Source organism: Burkholderia sp. MSMB1498, from assembly GCF_001526245.1.
GTDB classification, from domain to species: Bacteria; Pseudomonadota; Gammaproteobacteria; order Burkholderiales; family Burkholderiaceae; genus Burkholderia; species Burkholderia savannae.
This window is the reverse complement of record NZ_LOYJ01000119.1, coordinates 163,237-178,362: the sequence shown is the minus strand read 5'-3', so window position 1 is coordinate 178,362 and position 15,126 is coordinate 163,237. Positions and strand designations below refer to the sequence as shown.

Annotated in this window: 9 protein-coding genes; 2 read left to right on the top strand and 7 right to left on the bottom strand. The window is 70.2% G+C overall.

Translation table 11 applies throughout. The features are described from left to right. Nucleotides 1–27 precede the first annotated feature (27 nt). From WS91_RS27340 to tssJ, 6 genes are all read right to left on the bottom strand, one after another. A complete protein-coding gene (locus tag WS91_RS27340) occupies nucleotides 28–2,670 on the bottom strand; it encodes a serine/threonine-protein kinase (protein WP_059671384.1) in 2,643 nt (880 codons plus the stop codon). A gap of 214 nt (nucleotides 2,671–2,884) precedes the next feature. After that, on the bottom strand, nucleotides 2,885–3,760 hold the full coding sequence (tagF, locus tag WS91_RS36465) for a type VI secretion system-associated protein TagF (RefSeq protein ID WP_231752105.1): 876 nt from the start codon (nucleotides 3,758–3,760) through the stop codon (nucleotides 2,885–2,887). Then, entirely contained in the window at nucleotides 3,742–7,371 is a 3,630-nt protein-coding gene (tssM, locus tag WS91_RS27330) for a type VI secretion system membrane subunit TssM (protein ID WP_059671382.1), read from the bottom strand. The genes tagF and tssM overlap by 19 nt, the downstream gene beginning before the upstream one ends. Before the next feature lie 2 nt (nucleotides 7,372–7,373). Continuing rightward, entirely contained in the window at nucleotides 7,374–8,687 is a 1,314-nt protein-coding gene (locus WS91_RS27325; RefSeq protein ID WP_059671381.1) for a DotU family type VI secretion system protein, read from the bottom strand. Nucleotides 8,688–8,702: 15 nt separating this feature from the next. After that, on the bottom strand, nucleotides 8,703–10,085 hold the full coding sequence (gene tssK, locus WS91_RS27320; protein ID WP_059576706.1) for a type VI secretion system baseplate subunit TssK: 1,383 nt from the start codon (nucleotides 10,083–10,085) through the stop codon (nucleotides 8,703–8,705). Continuing rightward, nucleotides 10,082–10,606 carry a type VI secretion system lipoprotein TssJ gene (tssJ, locus tag WS91_RS27315; protein WP_038746033.1) on the bottom strand — a complete coding sequence of 175 codons (525 nt, stop codon included), beginning with the start codon at nucleotides 10,604–10,606 and terminating at the stop codon, nucleotides 10,082–10,084. The genes tssK and tssJ overlap by 4 nt, the downstream gene beginning before the upstream one ends. Before the next feature lie 639 nt (nucleotides 10,607–11,245). Here tssJ and WS91_RS27310 point away from each other — a divergent pair. Then, nucleotides 11,246–11,653 carry a TssQ family T6SS-associated lipoprotein gene (locus WS91_RS27310; RefSeq protein ID WP_059576709.1) on the top strand — a complete coding sequence of 136 codons (408 nt, stop codon included), beginning with the start codon at nucleotides 11,246–11,248 and terminating at the stop codon, nucleotides 11,651–11,653. A gap of 49 nt (nucleotides 11,654–11,702) precedes the next feature. Beyond that, on the top strand, nucleotides 11,703–13,127 hold the full coding sequence (gene tagH, locus WS91_RS27305; RefSeq protein WP_059671380.1) for a type VI secretion system-associated FHA domain protein TagH: 1,425 nt from the start codon (nucleotides 11,703–11,705) through the stop codon (nucleotides 13,125–13,127). A 44-nt stretch (nucleotides 13,128–13,171) separates the two neighbouring features. On the opposite strand, the gene WS91_RS27300 is transcribed toward tagH, so the two are convergent. Then, nucleotides 13,172–15,079, bottom strand: a complete 1,908-nt coding sequence (locus WS91_RS27300; protein ID WP_059671379.1) for a DUF3857 domain-containing protein — start codon at nucleotides 15,077–15,079, stop codon at nucleotides 13,172–13,174. Between the last annotated feature and the right edge of the window lie 47 nt (nucleotides 15,080–15,126).

Genomic DNA, 15,126 nt, shown 5'->3' with positions numbered 1-15,126 from the left:
CCGGCGACGCGCGCCGCCATGTCGACGTCATTCGAACGCATAGTCGATGTTGATCGGTTTGCTGCCCGGATCGATCTTCACCGTGCGCCGCAGCGGCGGCAGCGTGCCGTTGCGGATCTCGATCTGATAGACGCCCGGCGCGAGCGACAGCGCGCGCAGCGGCGGGCTCGCGCCGCGCCTCACGCCACTCACGTAGACGTCGCCCCACGGGCGCACGTGGAATCGCACGGGGATCGTCTCCTGCATATCCGGCGGGCGCTGATCGGCCGCGGCGGCGGCCTCCGCGGCGACGGACGTCGCCGGGGGCGGCGCGACGCCGCTCGCCGGCGAATTCGCGATCACCGTCTCCGTCGCATCGAGGCTGCCTTTCGGCGCGAGGTTCGCGGCAGGCGCGTGCTGCGCGGGCGCGCCGCCGGCGTCGTTCTTCGCGATCTGCGGCGACGCGGGCTGCGCGCCTGGCGAGGTCGTCTGCGAAGGCTGAAGCGCGGCCTCGCTCGTGACCGTCGTCGCGACCGTCGGAGCGGGCGCGGGCGTGGGCGCGGTCGTGTCGGCGAGTGCGGCTGCGGGCGGCGGTGCCAGCGCAGGCGGCGGCTCGCGCTGCGCGAGCACGGACGCTGATGCGGGCGTGTCGCCGGGCGCGGGCGTTGCCGTCGCTGCCGTCGTCGCGGCCGGTGGCGGCGGCGCGCTCGCATTCGTCGCGGCCGGAGACGGGGGCCCGCTCACGTTCGTCGCGGCGGTCTCGGCGGGGCCGGACGGCTTCAGCAGAGACGCAACGCCGATGCCGATCGCCAGCACCGCCGCGAGCGCGCCGCCCGCGTAGGCAATCGTCCTCCGGTCGCGCAGCCGGTTGCGCGGGTCGCCGCGCAGCGCGGCCGGGCGCGCCGCAGCGGATGTGCCCGGCGTGGATACGCCCGGCGTGGATGCGGCAGACGCAAACGCACCCGACGCAGATGCGGCGAAAGCGGATGCGCCGGAGGGCGATGCGGCCGCCCTCGAAGCGCCTGCCGCATGCCCCGTTCCGGCCGCCGGCATCGCGCCCGCCCCCGCGTTCTCGCGCGCCCCGGTCGCGTCGCGCGCAAGCGGCATTTCGGATGTGCGCCGCCCGTCGGCCCCGGACGGCGGCATGCCGTCGCTCGACGCCGATGCGGACTGCCGCGACGCGTCGCCCGCGACCGGCCGCGCCGGCAGCGAATCCTGCTCGCTCGCATGCCCGCGCGGCGGCGGCTGCGGCGCCGCGCGCTCGACGCCGGACTGCGAGCGCGAGGCATCGCGATCGTCCGTCGGACGTCGCGGCGGCGGCGGCGACGGCGTGGCCGCCGCCTCATCCGGTTTCGCGGCCGCCGCGCCGCGCTCGCCCGCTTGTCGATACGATTGCAATTGCGCTTGTTCCGCGCCGGAACGCGCCGACGTCGCCCGTTCGTCATCGGCCTGCCGATGCTGCGGCTCGGCCGCCGACGCGCCCGGCTCGACGCCGCCCTGCGCGGCGGCGGCCGAACCGGCGTCTGCCTGCCGATGCGGGCTCGACTGCCGCGCGCGCTCGCCGTCGGGCCACGCCGCCGTCGCCGCCGCATCCGCGTTGTCGCTTCGCCCCGCGCCGGACGAACCGGACGCCGCCGCCTGCTCCGCGCCGGAACGCGCCGCGCCCGCGTCCCGATCGCCCTCGGGCTCACGCGGCTGCGCTTGCGTCGGCGTCGCCGGCATCGGCGACACATAAGGCGGCCGATCGAATTCGCGCAGCCCGAGCTCCGCCGCGAATTCCGCGACCGACTCCGGCCGGTCGGCGATCTTCAGTTGCAGCGCATGGTCGATCGCCGCGAGAAACGCCGGGCTGTAAGGCTCGCGCGCCGTCAGCTCGCGCGCCGCGAGCGGCCGGTAGGTGTCCTTGATGCTGCGCACGACCGCCGCGGGCGGCAGTTCGCCCGCAACCATCGCGTGCATCACCGCGCCGAGCGCGTACAGATCGGTCCACGGCCCCTGGCCGAACGCCGGGTCGTCGGTGTATTGCTCGATCGGCGCGTAGCCCGGCTTGATCATCATCGCGCTGTCGTCGACGAGATCGCCGATCCGTTTGCGCGCCGCGCCGAAGTCGAGCAGGATCGGATTGCCGTCGGGGCGGATCAGGATGTTGTCGAGCGCGATGTCGCGATGAAAGCACTGCGCGCGATGCAGCGTGTCGAGCGCGCCGAGCAGCGCGGCGACGATGTTGCGCAGCTGCGTCTCGCCCATCTGCGCGCCGCCGTCGAGCAGTTGCTTGAGCGTGCGCCCTTCGTAGAACGGCATCACCATGTACGCGGTGCCGTGGCTCTCCCAGAAATGCAGAACCTTGACGAGCCCCGGATGATCGAACTGCGCAAGCAGCCGCGCCTCGTTGAGGAACGCGCTGCGGCCCGCGTCGAACGCCTGCGCGAAGCGCTCGGAGCGCAGCGACACCGTGTAGTCGCCGCCGCGCGTCGCGAGCATCGACGGCATGTATTCCTTGATCGCGACCGCGCGCCGCAGCGTGCGGTCGAACGCGCGATAGACGATGCCGAAGCCGCCGACGCCGAGCACTTCGTCCAGCTGCAATTCGCCGAGACGATGGCCGAGCGGCAGCGGGCGCACCGCGAATTCGGCGGCCGCGCTGCGCGTCACGGTTTCCTGCTCGTTGTCTCTCGAAAATGCATCCGTCATGTGCCACCTCTCGATTCCGCGAACCGCGGCCGCCTCGGGCCGACGCCGCGAGCCGGTCCGTCGCGTGATGGCGCGCGGCATCGCGCGCGCCGTTCCATCCGCCGCCGTTGCGCGCCTTCTTCACTGCGCGCCTTAGTCGTTCGACTTAGCTGTTCGCCTTCGTTGTGTGTCTTCGTTGTGCGTCTTCGTTGTGTGTCTTCGTTGCGCGCCTTCGTTACACGCCGTGCTGGACGCCGCCGAACAGCCGCAGGAACAAGCGGCTGTCCGGCGCGCCCGTGTGCGCGTGCGTGCGCAGCGGCGATCCGTCGGCGCGATTGGTCCACCAGAAGCTCGTCGAGCCATGCGGATCGAAGTACTGTGAAAGCCCGGGCCACGCGGGCGCCGCGGGCGGGCCCGGCAGCGGTTGGGCGAACGAGCTGTCGTCCTCGTCGCCGCTTTCGCCTGCCCCACCGATCTCTCCCGCTCCACCGATCTCGCCGGTCCCACCGATCTCGCCGGCTCCGCCGATTTCCCCACGCTCACCGGCCTCGCCGCGTTCACCGTTCCAGCCCCTCCAACCGCTTGCGCCTCGCCCGCCGCCCGCGCCGCCGAACAGCGCCGGCTGCACGACGCCCGGCACGAGCCGCACCCGCGCGAGCGTCTGCTCGAGCTGCACCGGCGCGCGCGAGTGCCTGATCGCATCGAGCAGCGCGCTGCCGACCTGCCAGTAAAACGCGTCGGCGACATCGGGCAGCCCGCCCCAGTAATCGGCGGTGCGCATCGGCAGCGTCGCGATCACCGGGTAGTAGCGGCCGACGCGATCGCAGCTCGGCGCGAGGCAGCCGGGCTGCACGCATTGCGCGCCCGCGCCCGCCGGAATCAGAAAGTTCCAGACCGGCGCAACCGTGTAGTAGCGCTCGATTTCGTCAGCGCCGCGCTGGCGCATCGCCGCCATTCCCTGCTGGAGCCAGCGCTCCCACCAGCCGGCGAGCTCGTGCGGCAGCCGGTGGTTGACGAAGTCGCCCGCGCCCGGAATCTTTCCGTACCAGGCGGGCGGCTCGCCGTCGCGGGCGAGCGGCGTCGGCGTCGTGCTCATTGCTTCGGAGGACATGTAAAGGACTCCATCTGCGGCAACCGGAATGGATTGCGGACGCTGCTCGCCGTCACCTGCAGCACGATCGGCTTGCCGTCGACCGAAAATCTCGCGACCATCTGCTCGGGCGCCCGCCCGCCCGACACGCCCGCGCGATCGAACAGCCGATGCAGCGCCCACGGCCCCTCGGTCGTGAAGCCGCCCGCCGCGCCCGACTGCTCGGTCACCTGCAGCCGCACCTGATTGCTGCCGCGCGTGCCGGGCCACTGCACCGCGGTCGGCACCTGCGGGCCGTGCGCGTAGCGGACGATCTGGCCGTCGATATCGAGCACCATCTCCGAAATCGACGGGTCCATTTCAAGCGGCACGATCTCGACCTTGATCTGCGCGGTCCGCGCGCCGCCTCCGAAGTAGACGTCGCGGATCACCGCAGCTTTCTCGAACGCGCCGAGCATCGCGGCCGCCGACGGGTCCGCGTCGGCGTTGCGGTTGTTGAAGCGCCACGGATGCGCGGCCGTGTCGACGAGCGATTGCAGGTTCTTCTGGAAGAAGTCGTCCATCAGGCCGCCCGCCGCGAACAGCTGCGCGAAATCGGACGGCGCGACGTCGCGCGCCGCGCCGCGCGCGAACGGATAGCGCCCGGCGATCGCCTGCCGGCAGAAGTCGCCGACGTTCGCGCCCGCGCGCTGCGCGACGTTGCGCTGCTCGACGCTCGCGACGCTGCCGTTCGCGACGTTCGACAAATCGTCGAGCACCTCGCGAAACGGCGTCGGCAGCCGGCCCGCCTGCGCGCGCAGCCGCGCGGGCGCATCCGACGGCGGCGGCGTCGCGCCGCTGCGCAGCGCGTCGTCGGTCGCGCTCAGGTACGTGTACAGCGCGTCGATCGCCTTCAGCACCGCGTCGAACGACGCCGCCTGATCGCCGCTGCCCGGCGCGAACGTGCGCAGCCCCGCGAAGTGGCTGTCGACGACCTGCTCGGGGCTCGCGGGCGCCGCGGCCGCCGCGCCCGCGTCCGCGCCCGGCTGGCCCGCGAAGATCTGCGCGAGCGAGCTGCGCGCCTCGTCGACCTTGTCCTGCGCGCGCGACGCGAGGTTGCGCGCGCCGCCCGGCGCATCGCCGAGCGGCGTGTCGCGCGCGAGCGCCACCATCAGCCGCGTGAGCGGCGAATCAGCCGACGAGAGCGTGCGCGCCACCTGGATGCTCTGCGTGAGCGTCACCGTGCGCTGCAGGCGGATGTCGGCCAGATAGTCGTCCCAGGTCTTGATGTAGTCGTTCAGATAGAGCTGGCGGATGTCGCGCGCCCACGCGGCGGCGTCGGCCGGATTCGGAATCTCGGATGCGCCGAGGTTCAGCACCCACACCTCCTCGCGCCCGTACGCATCGATCGCGCCGGGCAGGCGCGGCGCGAACACGTTCCGGTAGCCGTTGCGCGTGTAGAAGCCCGGCACGCCGTCGGCGAGGCTCTTGCCGCTCTGCCGCCGATAGACGAGCGACGCGTCCGGCCCGACCGCGCGCGCGACGCTGAAGTCGTACGACGCGGTGCTCGGCCGCAGCGTGCGCGCGAGCTGCCGGTACAGCCGCTGCGAGAACGGCGCTTGCCGCAGCCGCTCGCGGACATCGGCCACGAGCCGCTCGTTCATCGGAAACGGCGACACCGCGACGCGATCGCCGAACAGCGCGTCGAGATGCGCGCGCAGCGCGCTGCGTTGCGCGGACGAGAAATCGGCGGGCAGCGAGCGCTCCATTTCGAGATCGACGACGGCCTGCACGAACGCGGGATCGTAATGCGCGCTGTCGTAGAGCATCAGATACGCCTTCAGCGCCGCGTACGCGTATTCGATCTCGTCCGGCTGCGCGTCGCGCAGCGCCGCCTCCATCCGGCTCGCGGCGATCGGCAGCAGCACGTCGTCGAGCGCGCGCCGGTAGACGGCGTCGCTCGCCTCCTCGATCTTCTCGCCCTGAAAAAGGCCCCAGCGATACGCGAGCGGCGGATGCCGCAAGTCGACGCCGCCCGCGTTCGGCAGGCCGCTCAGCTCGTCGAGCACCGGCAGCAGCTGGACGATATCGGCCGCGCCCGTGAACTTCACGCGGCCGATCTGCGCGTCGACCGCGGGCACGCGCGCGGCGACCTGGTCGAGATAGTCGCGATTGCGCGAATAGCTGCGCAGCCACCCGAACAGCACCGCCGCGCACAGCAGCACGATCGCCGCATAGCCGACGATCTGCAGCACGCGTCGCCGCTGATGCCAGCGCAGGTTGCTGCCGGCGAGCGCGGCCTCGCGGAAGATGTGGTCCTGCAGCAGCGACCTCAGAAAGAAGCTGCGCCCGCTCGAGCCCGCCTGCGCGGCGGGCGGCACGCCCTCGATCTTCAGGAAGCGCTTGATCCCGCTCATCACGCGGTCGAACGCGGTGCCTTCCTGCGTGCCGCTCGTCAGATAGACGCCGCGCAGCATCGGCATCGGCTCGAAGCTCGACACGGAGAACACCTCGGCGACGAACTGGCCGAGCATGTCCTGCAGATCGGCGATCTGCTGCGGCAACAGATACGTCATCTCGCGCTGGCGCGCGTCGGTCTGCGACGCGAGCAGCTCGGGCAGCCCGTCGTTCAGGCGCTTGTGCAGCAGCCGGTATTCGCGATCGAACGCCGCGCGCAGATCGAAGCCCGGCGCTTCGCTCTCGGCGAGCGGGAACGTGAAGCCCCACACCTGCGCGCATTCGGCGCGGCCGAAGCCGCCGAAATATTCGGCGAAGCCGGCGAGCAGATCCGCTTTCGTCACGAGCAGATACACCGGAAAGCGGATGCCGAGCTGCGCGCGCAGCTCGAGCAGGCGCTTGCGCAGCACCATCGCGTGCTGCGTGCGCTCCGCCTCCGACGCGCCGAGCAGATCCGCGACGCTGATCGTCAGCATCGCGCCGTTCAGCGGCTGGCGCGCGCGGTACTTCTTCAGCAGATCGACGAAGCCCTTCCATTCGGCCTCGTCGAGCGCGCGGTTGCTCTCGTGCGTCGTGTAACGGCCGGCGGTGTCGATCAACACCGCGTCGTTCGTGAACCACCAGTCGCAATGCCGCGTGCCGCCGACGCCGCGAATCGCCGCGCGCCCGAACTGCTCGGCGAGCGGAAAGCTGAGCCCCGAATTGACGAGCGCCGTCGTCTTGCCCGAGCCCGGCGCGCCGATGAACACGTACCAAGGCAATTGATACAGATACTGGCGCGACATCCGCTCGAGCCACTGCGGCAGGCCCTTGCGCGCGGCGTCCGCGGTGTCGAAGCGGACTTTCTTCAGGAGCGTCGCGGCCTCGTCGAAACGGCTGCGCAGTTCCTCGAGTTGGGCCCGCGCCGGATCGCCCGCCGCGGCGGGCCGCGACGCCGCCTCGCGCAACTGGTTCAGCAGCTGCGCGTTCAGTTGACCCGCGCGCCAGTTGCGCCACGCAATCCGCGCGCCCCACGCGACGAACAGCACCGCGATCGTGACGGCGCGCACCCAGCCGCTCTCGAACGGGTGGACATCGGCGAACGCGACGAGCGGCCCCGCGAGCCAGATGAAGCACGCCAGCACGACGAGGCCGGCGAACGTCCAGATTTCCCGCGAAGGCAGCGGGCGAACGATGCGTGCGACAGCGTGGCTCATGCTCAGGGCGTCTCCTTCGTTGCGCGCGCCGCGTCGCTGCCGGGCGCGAGCATCAGCGTGATCTCGACGCGCCGGTTGCGCGCGCGGTTCGCGGGCGAATCGTTCGGCGCGACGGGATCGAGCGTGCCGCGCCCTTCGGCCGTGATCCGCTCCGCGCGGTCCAGGCGCGCGGCGATCAGGCTGCGGACCGCCTCCGCGCGCTCGCGCGACAAGTCCCAGTTCGACGCGAAGCGCGCGGTGTGCACGGGCGTGTCGTCGGTGTAGCCGCTCACGCGCACGCTGCCCGGCACCTTGTTCAGCGCGTCGGCCACGCGCATCAGCACCGGCGCGTAGCGATCGATCACCGACGTCGAGCCCGATTCGAACAGGCCGTCGCCGCGCAGCACGATCACGCTGCGATCGGCCTCGTCGCGCACGGTCACGAGGCCCGCGACGATCTCCGGCTCGAGGAACTTCGCGACGCGCGGCGCGGGCGCCGGACGCGCCGCGGGCTGCGCCGGCTGCAGCTTCGGCACGTGCAGCGCGTCGATCGACGCGAACAGCCGATCCGAATGCCCGGCGAGCGCGATGCGCAGGCCCGCGAACACCGCGAAGCCCGCGAGCAGCGCGAGCGCCGCGCACACCCACAGCGGCACCACGAAGCGCCGCGTGACTTCGCGCGTGACGACGTCGCGCCAGTGCGGCGACAGCGCCGGCTCGAATTCGCCGCGCACCGAGCGGATCGTCTGCGCGAGCTGGCGGCGCACGGAGTCGAGCTGCGCGCGACCGTTGTCGAGCACGCGATAGCGCCCCTCGAAGCCGAGCGCGAGACAGAAGTAGAGCAGCTCGAGCAGATCCAGATGCTGACGCGGCTGCTGCGACAGCCGTTCGAGCAGATGAAAGAACTTCTCGCCGCCCCACGTCTCGTTATGGAACGACACGAGCAGACTGTGCGACGACCACACGCTGCCGCCCCACGGCGTCAGCGCGGCCGCCTCGTCGAGCGCGGTGCACAGGCAGTAGCGCGCGCCGATGATCGCCTCGGACGCGACGCCCGCCTGCTGCGCGCGCTCCTCGAACTGCCGGATCTCGACGACGAGATGCTCGCGCAGCCACGCGGGATTCGGATGATGAACCGTCGAGCGGATCTGCGGCACGAGGTTGAGCAGCGGATTCGCCGCCGCGACGAGCGGATTCGTGCCGCTCGCCGCCCAGCGGCCCGGCCTCGGCTGCGCCGCGCCCGCGGCCGCCGACGCGGCGCCCGGATGCACGCCGCCGGGGTTCGGCGGCACGAACCCGCCCGTGCCGGCCGAGAACGAATCGGAAGAAGAGTTCATCGCGCCATCCCGCCCTCACCCGCGAATCGCCCAGAACTCCATCGAGAGTCCCGGAAATTCGCCGGCGAAATGAAATGCGAGGCCGCCGGAGCGTTCGAGCTGCTTCCACATCTCGCCGCCCTTGTCGATCTCGAAATACGTGTGGCCCGCGTGATACGGAATCTGCCGGGGCGCGACCGGCAATTGCCGCATCGCGATGCCCGGCAGCTGCAATTGCACGAGATCGCGAATCCGCTCGACGGGCCCGAGCTTCGCCTGCGCCGGGAAGCGCGCGCGCAGGCTGTCGGCCGGCACGTCGGCGCGCACCGCGAGCACGAAGCCCGCGGTGTCGCGCAGCGCCGGATCGGCGATCGTCGCGATCTTCATCCCGTTGCCCGCGTCGCGCAGCTCGATCTGGATCGCGTTCTGCTCGAGCACCGTCGACAGCGAGCGCCGCAGCTCGGCCATCAGCTCGCCGAAGCTCGTGCGCAGATCGTCGTGCCGATAGATCGCGAGCGTCTGCGGCCGCCGGCCCGCCGCGGTGAACGTGCTCAGATCGCACGCGAGCTTCAGCCAGTCGCAGAACAGCGTCTCCGGATGCGCGGCGACGTCCTGCTGCGCGTGCCACGTGAGCGCCAGATAGCGGTTGACGAGCTGCAGCAGCAGGAAGTCGGCTACTTCGGACACGCCGCCGCGCCCCGGCTCCGACAGGCGCTCGGCGAGCGCCTCGCTGCGCTGCGTCAGCAGCCCGTGCAGCTCGCGCGTGTGGCGCAGCAGCACCGGATCGCGCTGCGCGACGAGCCGCGGCGCAATGTAGCCGTCGTCGACGACGAGGCGCCCGTCGGTGCGCCGCTCGACGACGCGCGCGACGCCGAGCGCTTCCCAATCGCCCGTCAGCTCCGATTCGAGCATCAGGCGCACGTTCAGGCGCCCGGTCTGCAAGAGCGCCGGGCCGAGCGCGACCTCGTTCGCGTCGGCGACTTCGTATTCGCGCACGACGTAGCGCGCGAAGCCCGCGTCGCCGTTGCCGTCGGCATCCGCGCCGAACGACACCTCCTGCGCGCCGCCGCGCCACAGCGGCAGCGCGAGCACGACGAGCTGATCCTTCGCGTCGGCGGGCACGTCGAGCGGCTCGGGCCGATCGTCGGGATGCGCGAGATCGAACGGCGTGCCGTCGCGCATCACGCCGGACGCGGCGTGCAACGCGACCTTGCCGAGCGCGAGCAGCTCGCGGTCGAGCTGCAAATCATCGAAGCCCCAGTAGAAGCCCTGCAGCGGCAGGCAGCGCATGCCGACGTAGCGCTCCCAATGCCGCTCGAGCTGCTGGAAATGCTGCGGACGCAGGAACATGCCCTCGGTCCAGATCACGCGCTGGCGCAGCGCCGCAGCAGGGGTCGCGGACAATGCCGGCTCGTTCATTGGCGTACTCGCGAATCGCCGCCGAGGCCGATGCCGATGCCGCCGTTCTTGACCGCGATCGACAGCTTCATTTCGCTCGGCGAGGTTTGCCAGAATCGGTACAGGTTCAGTTGCTTCGCGCGCGGCAGCGGCACGGTGAGCCGCCAGCGGTTCTTCTCGAGCACGCGATACTCGGCGACGATGCCGAGCGCGCTCGCGTCGACGTTGCCGCGATAGTGGAGCGTGCGCGCGTCGCCCGGCCGCAGGATGATCCGGTCGATGCCGAGCAGATCCGGGCCGAGCGCGCTCTCCGGCTTGTCCTGCAGCGAGAAGAAATCGGCGGTCTCGAACGCGGACGCCGTCTTCAGCTGGAACACCTTCAGCACGATCGGCGACGGCTTGCGATTGATGTCCGGATTGACGTCGGGCGCGACGTCGAGCGTGATCGAATACGGCACCGCAACGGAACGCTCGGTCGCCCCGCATCCCGAAAGCAGCAGCACGCATCCCAATACGATGTAGCCGCCTGATCGCCGTCGCATTTTATGTGTCATTTCTCGCATCGCAACAAGATGCCCGCCGGCTTCCCCAAGCGGAATCCGGACCGAATTAAAAACAAGTGACGATCTTTTTTAGGTCGATTAATTAATAATTTCCATTTCCTTTCACTGATGTTTCACCCGGAAATTTCATCGAATAGAAAGCCGGGTCAAATCACCAATAAATCCTGGAGAATTGAAATTCCTGGAAATTCGAGTAGCTGAATTACTTCCTGACAATGCCTGACATCATTCACGGGACTGATTCGTTGCGGCCGCCCGTTCCAAGTTCGCGAACGCCAGCCGGGTAGACGCGACGCACCTCGCCGCCGCCTGGCGCGGACGGCCCTGCGCGGAGCCTATTTCGTGCCGAGCCCTTTATGCCGCCGGATGGGCGGCGGGCTTTTACGCACTGGGATGAGCACGGCCAAACAACCGACGAAAACAAAAAGCACATCGAACTATAGGTTCAACTTTCGCGCTTCACAAGGCATGGCCCGGCCGGGAAGCGGACTTTAATCAGACTTATTGTTTCAAGATGAAACAAAAAGTAACAGCCGGTCCATTTCCAATTATCGGAACTAGAATCCAACAGCACGGCGCGCCACCCTTTCCCATTCACTTAAAACCGTCAATTCAAGAATGAAAGGCCGATCGTCGCTTTATATTTTCCTTGGCTTTTTCTTGGCGGGGATTGGCGGTTGCGGCACGAATTCCCCGAATTCCCCGGCTTCCCCGATTCAGACCGCTGCGCAGGCCACGGTCGACGGCGCGCGCGCCGCCTACGACGCGGGCGACTACGGGCGCACGATTTCGCTGCTCGGCGCGCACGCGCGCGAGATCGACGGCGCCGACGCCAACACGCAAGTCACCGCGCACAAGCTGCTCGCGTTCAGCTATTGCTTGAAGAGGCGCGTCACGCAATGCCGCGCCGAGTTCTCGAGAATCCTCGACATCAATCCGCGCTTCGATCTGTCCCCTGCCGAAAAGGGGCATCCGATCTGGGGGCCGGCGTTCGAGGCCGCGCGTCGCAAACATGCGTCGTCCTGAACAAATCGGTTTCCAGGCGAACGCTTCATCCACTGAACGACGTATCGACATGCAACTGATCGTTATCGAACACGCGGGCGAGCCGGTCGGCACCGACGACCGCAACGCCGTCGTGTTTCATCCGCCGGGCGGCACCATCGGCCGGGACAGCGACAATCATCTCGTGCTGCGCGACGACACGCGCCAGATCTCGCGCCTTCAGGCGTTGCTGCAAGTGGGCGACGACGCGTGCCTGCTGAAGAACCTGGGCAGCGTGTCGACGATCGAGGTGAACCGCGTGCCGATCGGCTATGCGCAGGCGCAGCGCCTCAACATGGGCGACATCATCCGGATCGGGCCATATCTGCTGCGCGCGGAGCCCGACGATGCCGCGATCGAGCGGACCATCGAAGCGTCATCGGCGGCGGGCGCTCCGCCCGCATCGCGCATGGACGCGAAAGGCGCGGGCAACAAACTGTGGGGCCTGCTGCACGACCGCTTCGGGCTCGGCAGGACGCCCGCCGGCGGCGACGAGTCCGGCGCGCGGCCGGCCACGGCCGCCGAGCGCCCCGGCGCGGCGCGGCGCCCGGATGCGTCGGCCTGCGCCGCGCCGCGCGAGCTACATCAACTGTCGACCGATCCGCTCGACCTGTTCGCGCAGCCGCAAGCCGGCCTGGACGCGCCGGCGGGCGGCGCGCGGGACGGCCATCGTCACGCGCCGCCGCCCGCCGCGCAATCGGATCACGCGCCCGAATGGACGCATCACGTCCGCGTGCAGCCCGCCGCGACCGCGGCGCAGCCGGATTCGACGCCGCACGCGCGCGCCGCGAATTCCGCCGACGCGGCCGGCATGCCCGCGCGCGCGCGCGCATCGACGCCCGCAAAGCCCGCGACGCCCGAGAACTTGCTGCAGGCGTTCTTCGAGGGCGCGGGCCTCGACACCGCGGCCGAATCGCATCGCTGGTCCGCTGAGCAGCTGTTCATCGCGGGGCAACTGCTCGCGCTCTTCGCGAACGGCACGGTCGAGCTGCTGTCGTCGCGCAGCATCCTGAAACGCGAAGTGAAGGCCGACATGACGATGCTGCTCGATCGCGAGAACAATCCGCTGAAGCTGCTGCCGGACGGCAGCGCGGTGCTGCGCCAGATGTTCGGGCTGCCGCTGCCGGGGTTCATGTCGCCGCAAAGCGCGGTGTCCGACGCGTTCCAGGATCTGCACGCGCACCAGATCGGCATGGTGGCCGGCATGCGCGCCGCGTTGATGGACCTGTTGACGCGCTTCTCGCCGCAGCGCCTGCGCGAGCGCGCCGTCGCGCCGCAGTGGTACGAGAAGCGCCTGCCCGCGCTGTACAAGGCGCGTCTGTGGGACCGCTATGCGACGACGCACCGCGACACGCTGTTCGCGATCGAAGACGATTTCGCGTCCGTGTTCGGCAAGGCGTTTCTGGCCGCGTACGATGCGGAAGTGGAAAGCTATCGCGGGCGCGGCAGAAACTGATTCGCCTTCGTCGACACGGCGAATTCCGAAGGTATCCGAAGCAGTCAGTCGCGCGCCTTCGCGCGCACGACGATCTGCGCGAGCGCATCGCGCTCGATGCGCTCGAGCGACGCGCGCGCCGCATCGAAATCTTCCGGCGAGCACACCTGATGCGCGAAGCGCGCGCGCAGGCGCCGCGTGATCTGCACGACGCGCGCGGGCGCATCGAGCACATAGTGCGATTCGTAATCGACGAAGCGGTCCCGCACTGTCGCGTCGGCCGGCAGATCGGTCACGCTCGCGTCGTCGGGCAGCGCGATCTGCGCGGTCTCGTCGAAGTCGCCGCCGATGCACAACCACGGCTGCGTGCGCACGGGCTCGTCGAGCCAGCCCTGCACCTGCGTCGCGATGCCGCCCGACAGGCTCGACAGCGCCGGCAGCGCGGTCGTGCCGTCGGGCCACATGAAGTGCTCGAGCGTGCCCGTCATCGACGTCGAGAACGGCCCGCCCGTCGCATCGCGCTCGCTCGCGCCGAGCTGCGCGGTGCCGCGTAAGCCGCTCTGTCGCAGCCGATCGATCGCGAGCTGCCGCACGCGCTCGCGCGCCGCCTGCCTGAACACGCCGCGCTCGAGCTCCGCCGTCCAGCCCGCATCCTCGACGTAATACTGATAGCGCGCGGTCCCGCCCGGCGCGACGTCGATCCGCAGGCGCGCATCGCGCGCGCGCGGCTGCGTCGCGCTCGTGCGCGACAGCACGCCGTCGTCGACGAGGAGCGCCGGCCGATCCATCACGACGGGCGGCAGATAGCCGAACTCGACGCCGCCGACCGTCGTGTCGGCGAAGAGCCCGAGATCGGGCAGCCACGTGATCGCGTGATTGATCGCGCTGCCGCCGTAGCCGGGCACGGCGGGCAGCGTGTAGACGGGGCCGAGATTCAGCAGCGCCGGCTCGCTGCGTATGCCGAGCGCCGCGAGCAGCGCGCCGAACAGCGCGACGTGATCCTTGCAGTCGCCGTAGCGGTTGCGCAGGATGTCCGTCACCTTGTGCGGCGCGGCCGCGGTCTCGCCGAGAAAGAGCGCGACGTAGCGCACGTTCATGCGCACCCAGTCGTAGATCGCCCGCGCCTTCGCGCGCGGCTCGGACGCCCCCGCGCTCGCGACGATCGATTCGGCGAGCCGCGCGACGGCGGGATCGGCCGCGGTCGCGTCGACGGCCGCGACGCGATAGCGCTCCGCGAACGACGCGAAATCGCGCAGCGTCGATACCATCAGCCGATCGCCGTACGTCGCATAGCCGACCGAGCCGCTCTCGATGCGCGGATAAGGGCCGTGCCGATAATCGAATGCGTAGCGCGTGCGGCCGTTCTCCGTCACCGGCGCTCGCGCGACGTAGCCGCGCGCGTCCGCGTAGAGCGGCATGTCGGCGGGCAGGTCGAAGATGAGGCGCTGCGCGTCGACGGGCATCCGCGACGGCGCGACGAAATAGCCGAAGAACCCCGGATCGCGCGGCTTCGTGCGCGACTTGCGAAACACGAGGCGCGTGCGCGCGTGCGCGTCGACGCCCGGAAAGATCACCGAGCGCAACACGCCGTTCTCGAAGAACGGCGCGCCGGCGGAGCGCGGCTCCTCGACGTCGCGAATCGCCTCCGGGCCGACCGGATGCGCGACGCCGGCGCCGTCGATCGTCTCGGCCTTCAACAGCTCGACGCGGTCGATGTCCTTGTTGAACCACACGTAGCGCTGCGCGACGTCGTCGATGCCGCTCGCGGTGTTCGCGCGCAGCGTCGAATCGTCTTCCTCGTCGACGGAGCCGTCGCGCTGGACGACGAACACGTGGACGTCGCTGACGACGGTGGCGGGCGCGGCGTCGGCGGCGCCCGCATCGGCGTCGATCGGCGACGCGTTCGCGCAGTGGACGACGAGGCCCGCGCAGGCGACGCAAAATAATCGGATCAATCGAACGAAATCGGACATCGCAGCGGGCGGGCGCGAGTGACGGGGCGAATCGCGGCGACGGGCCG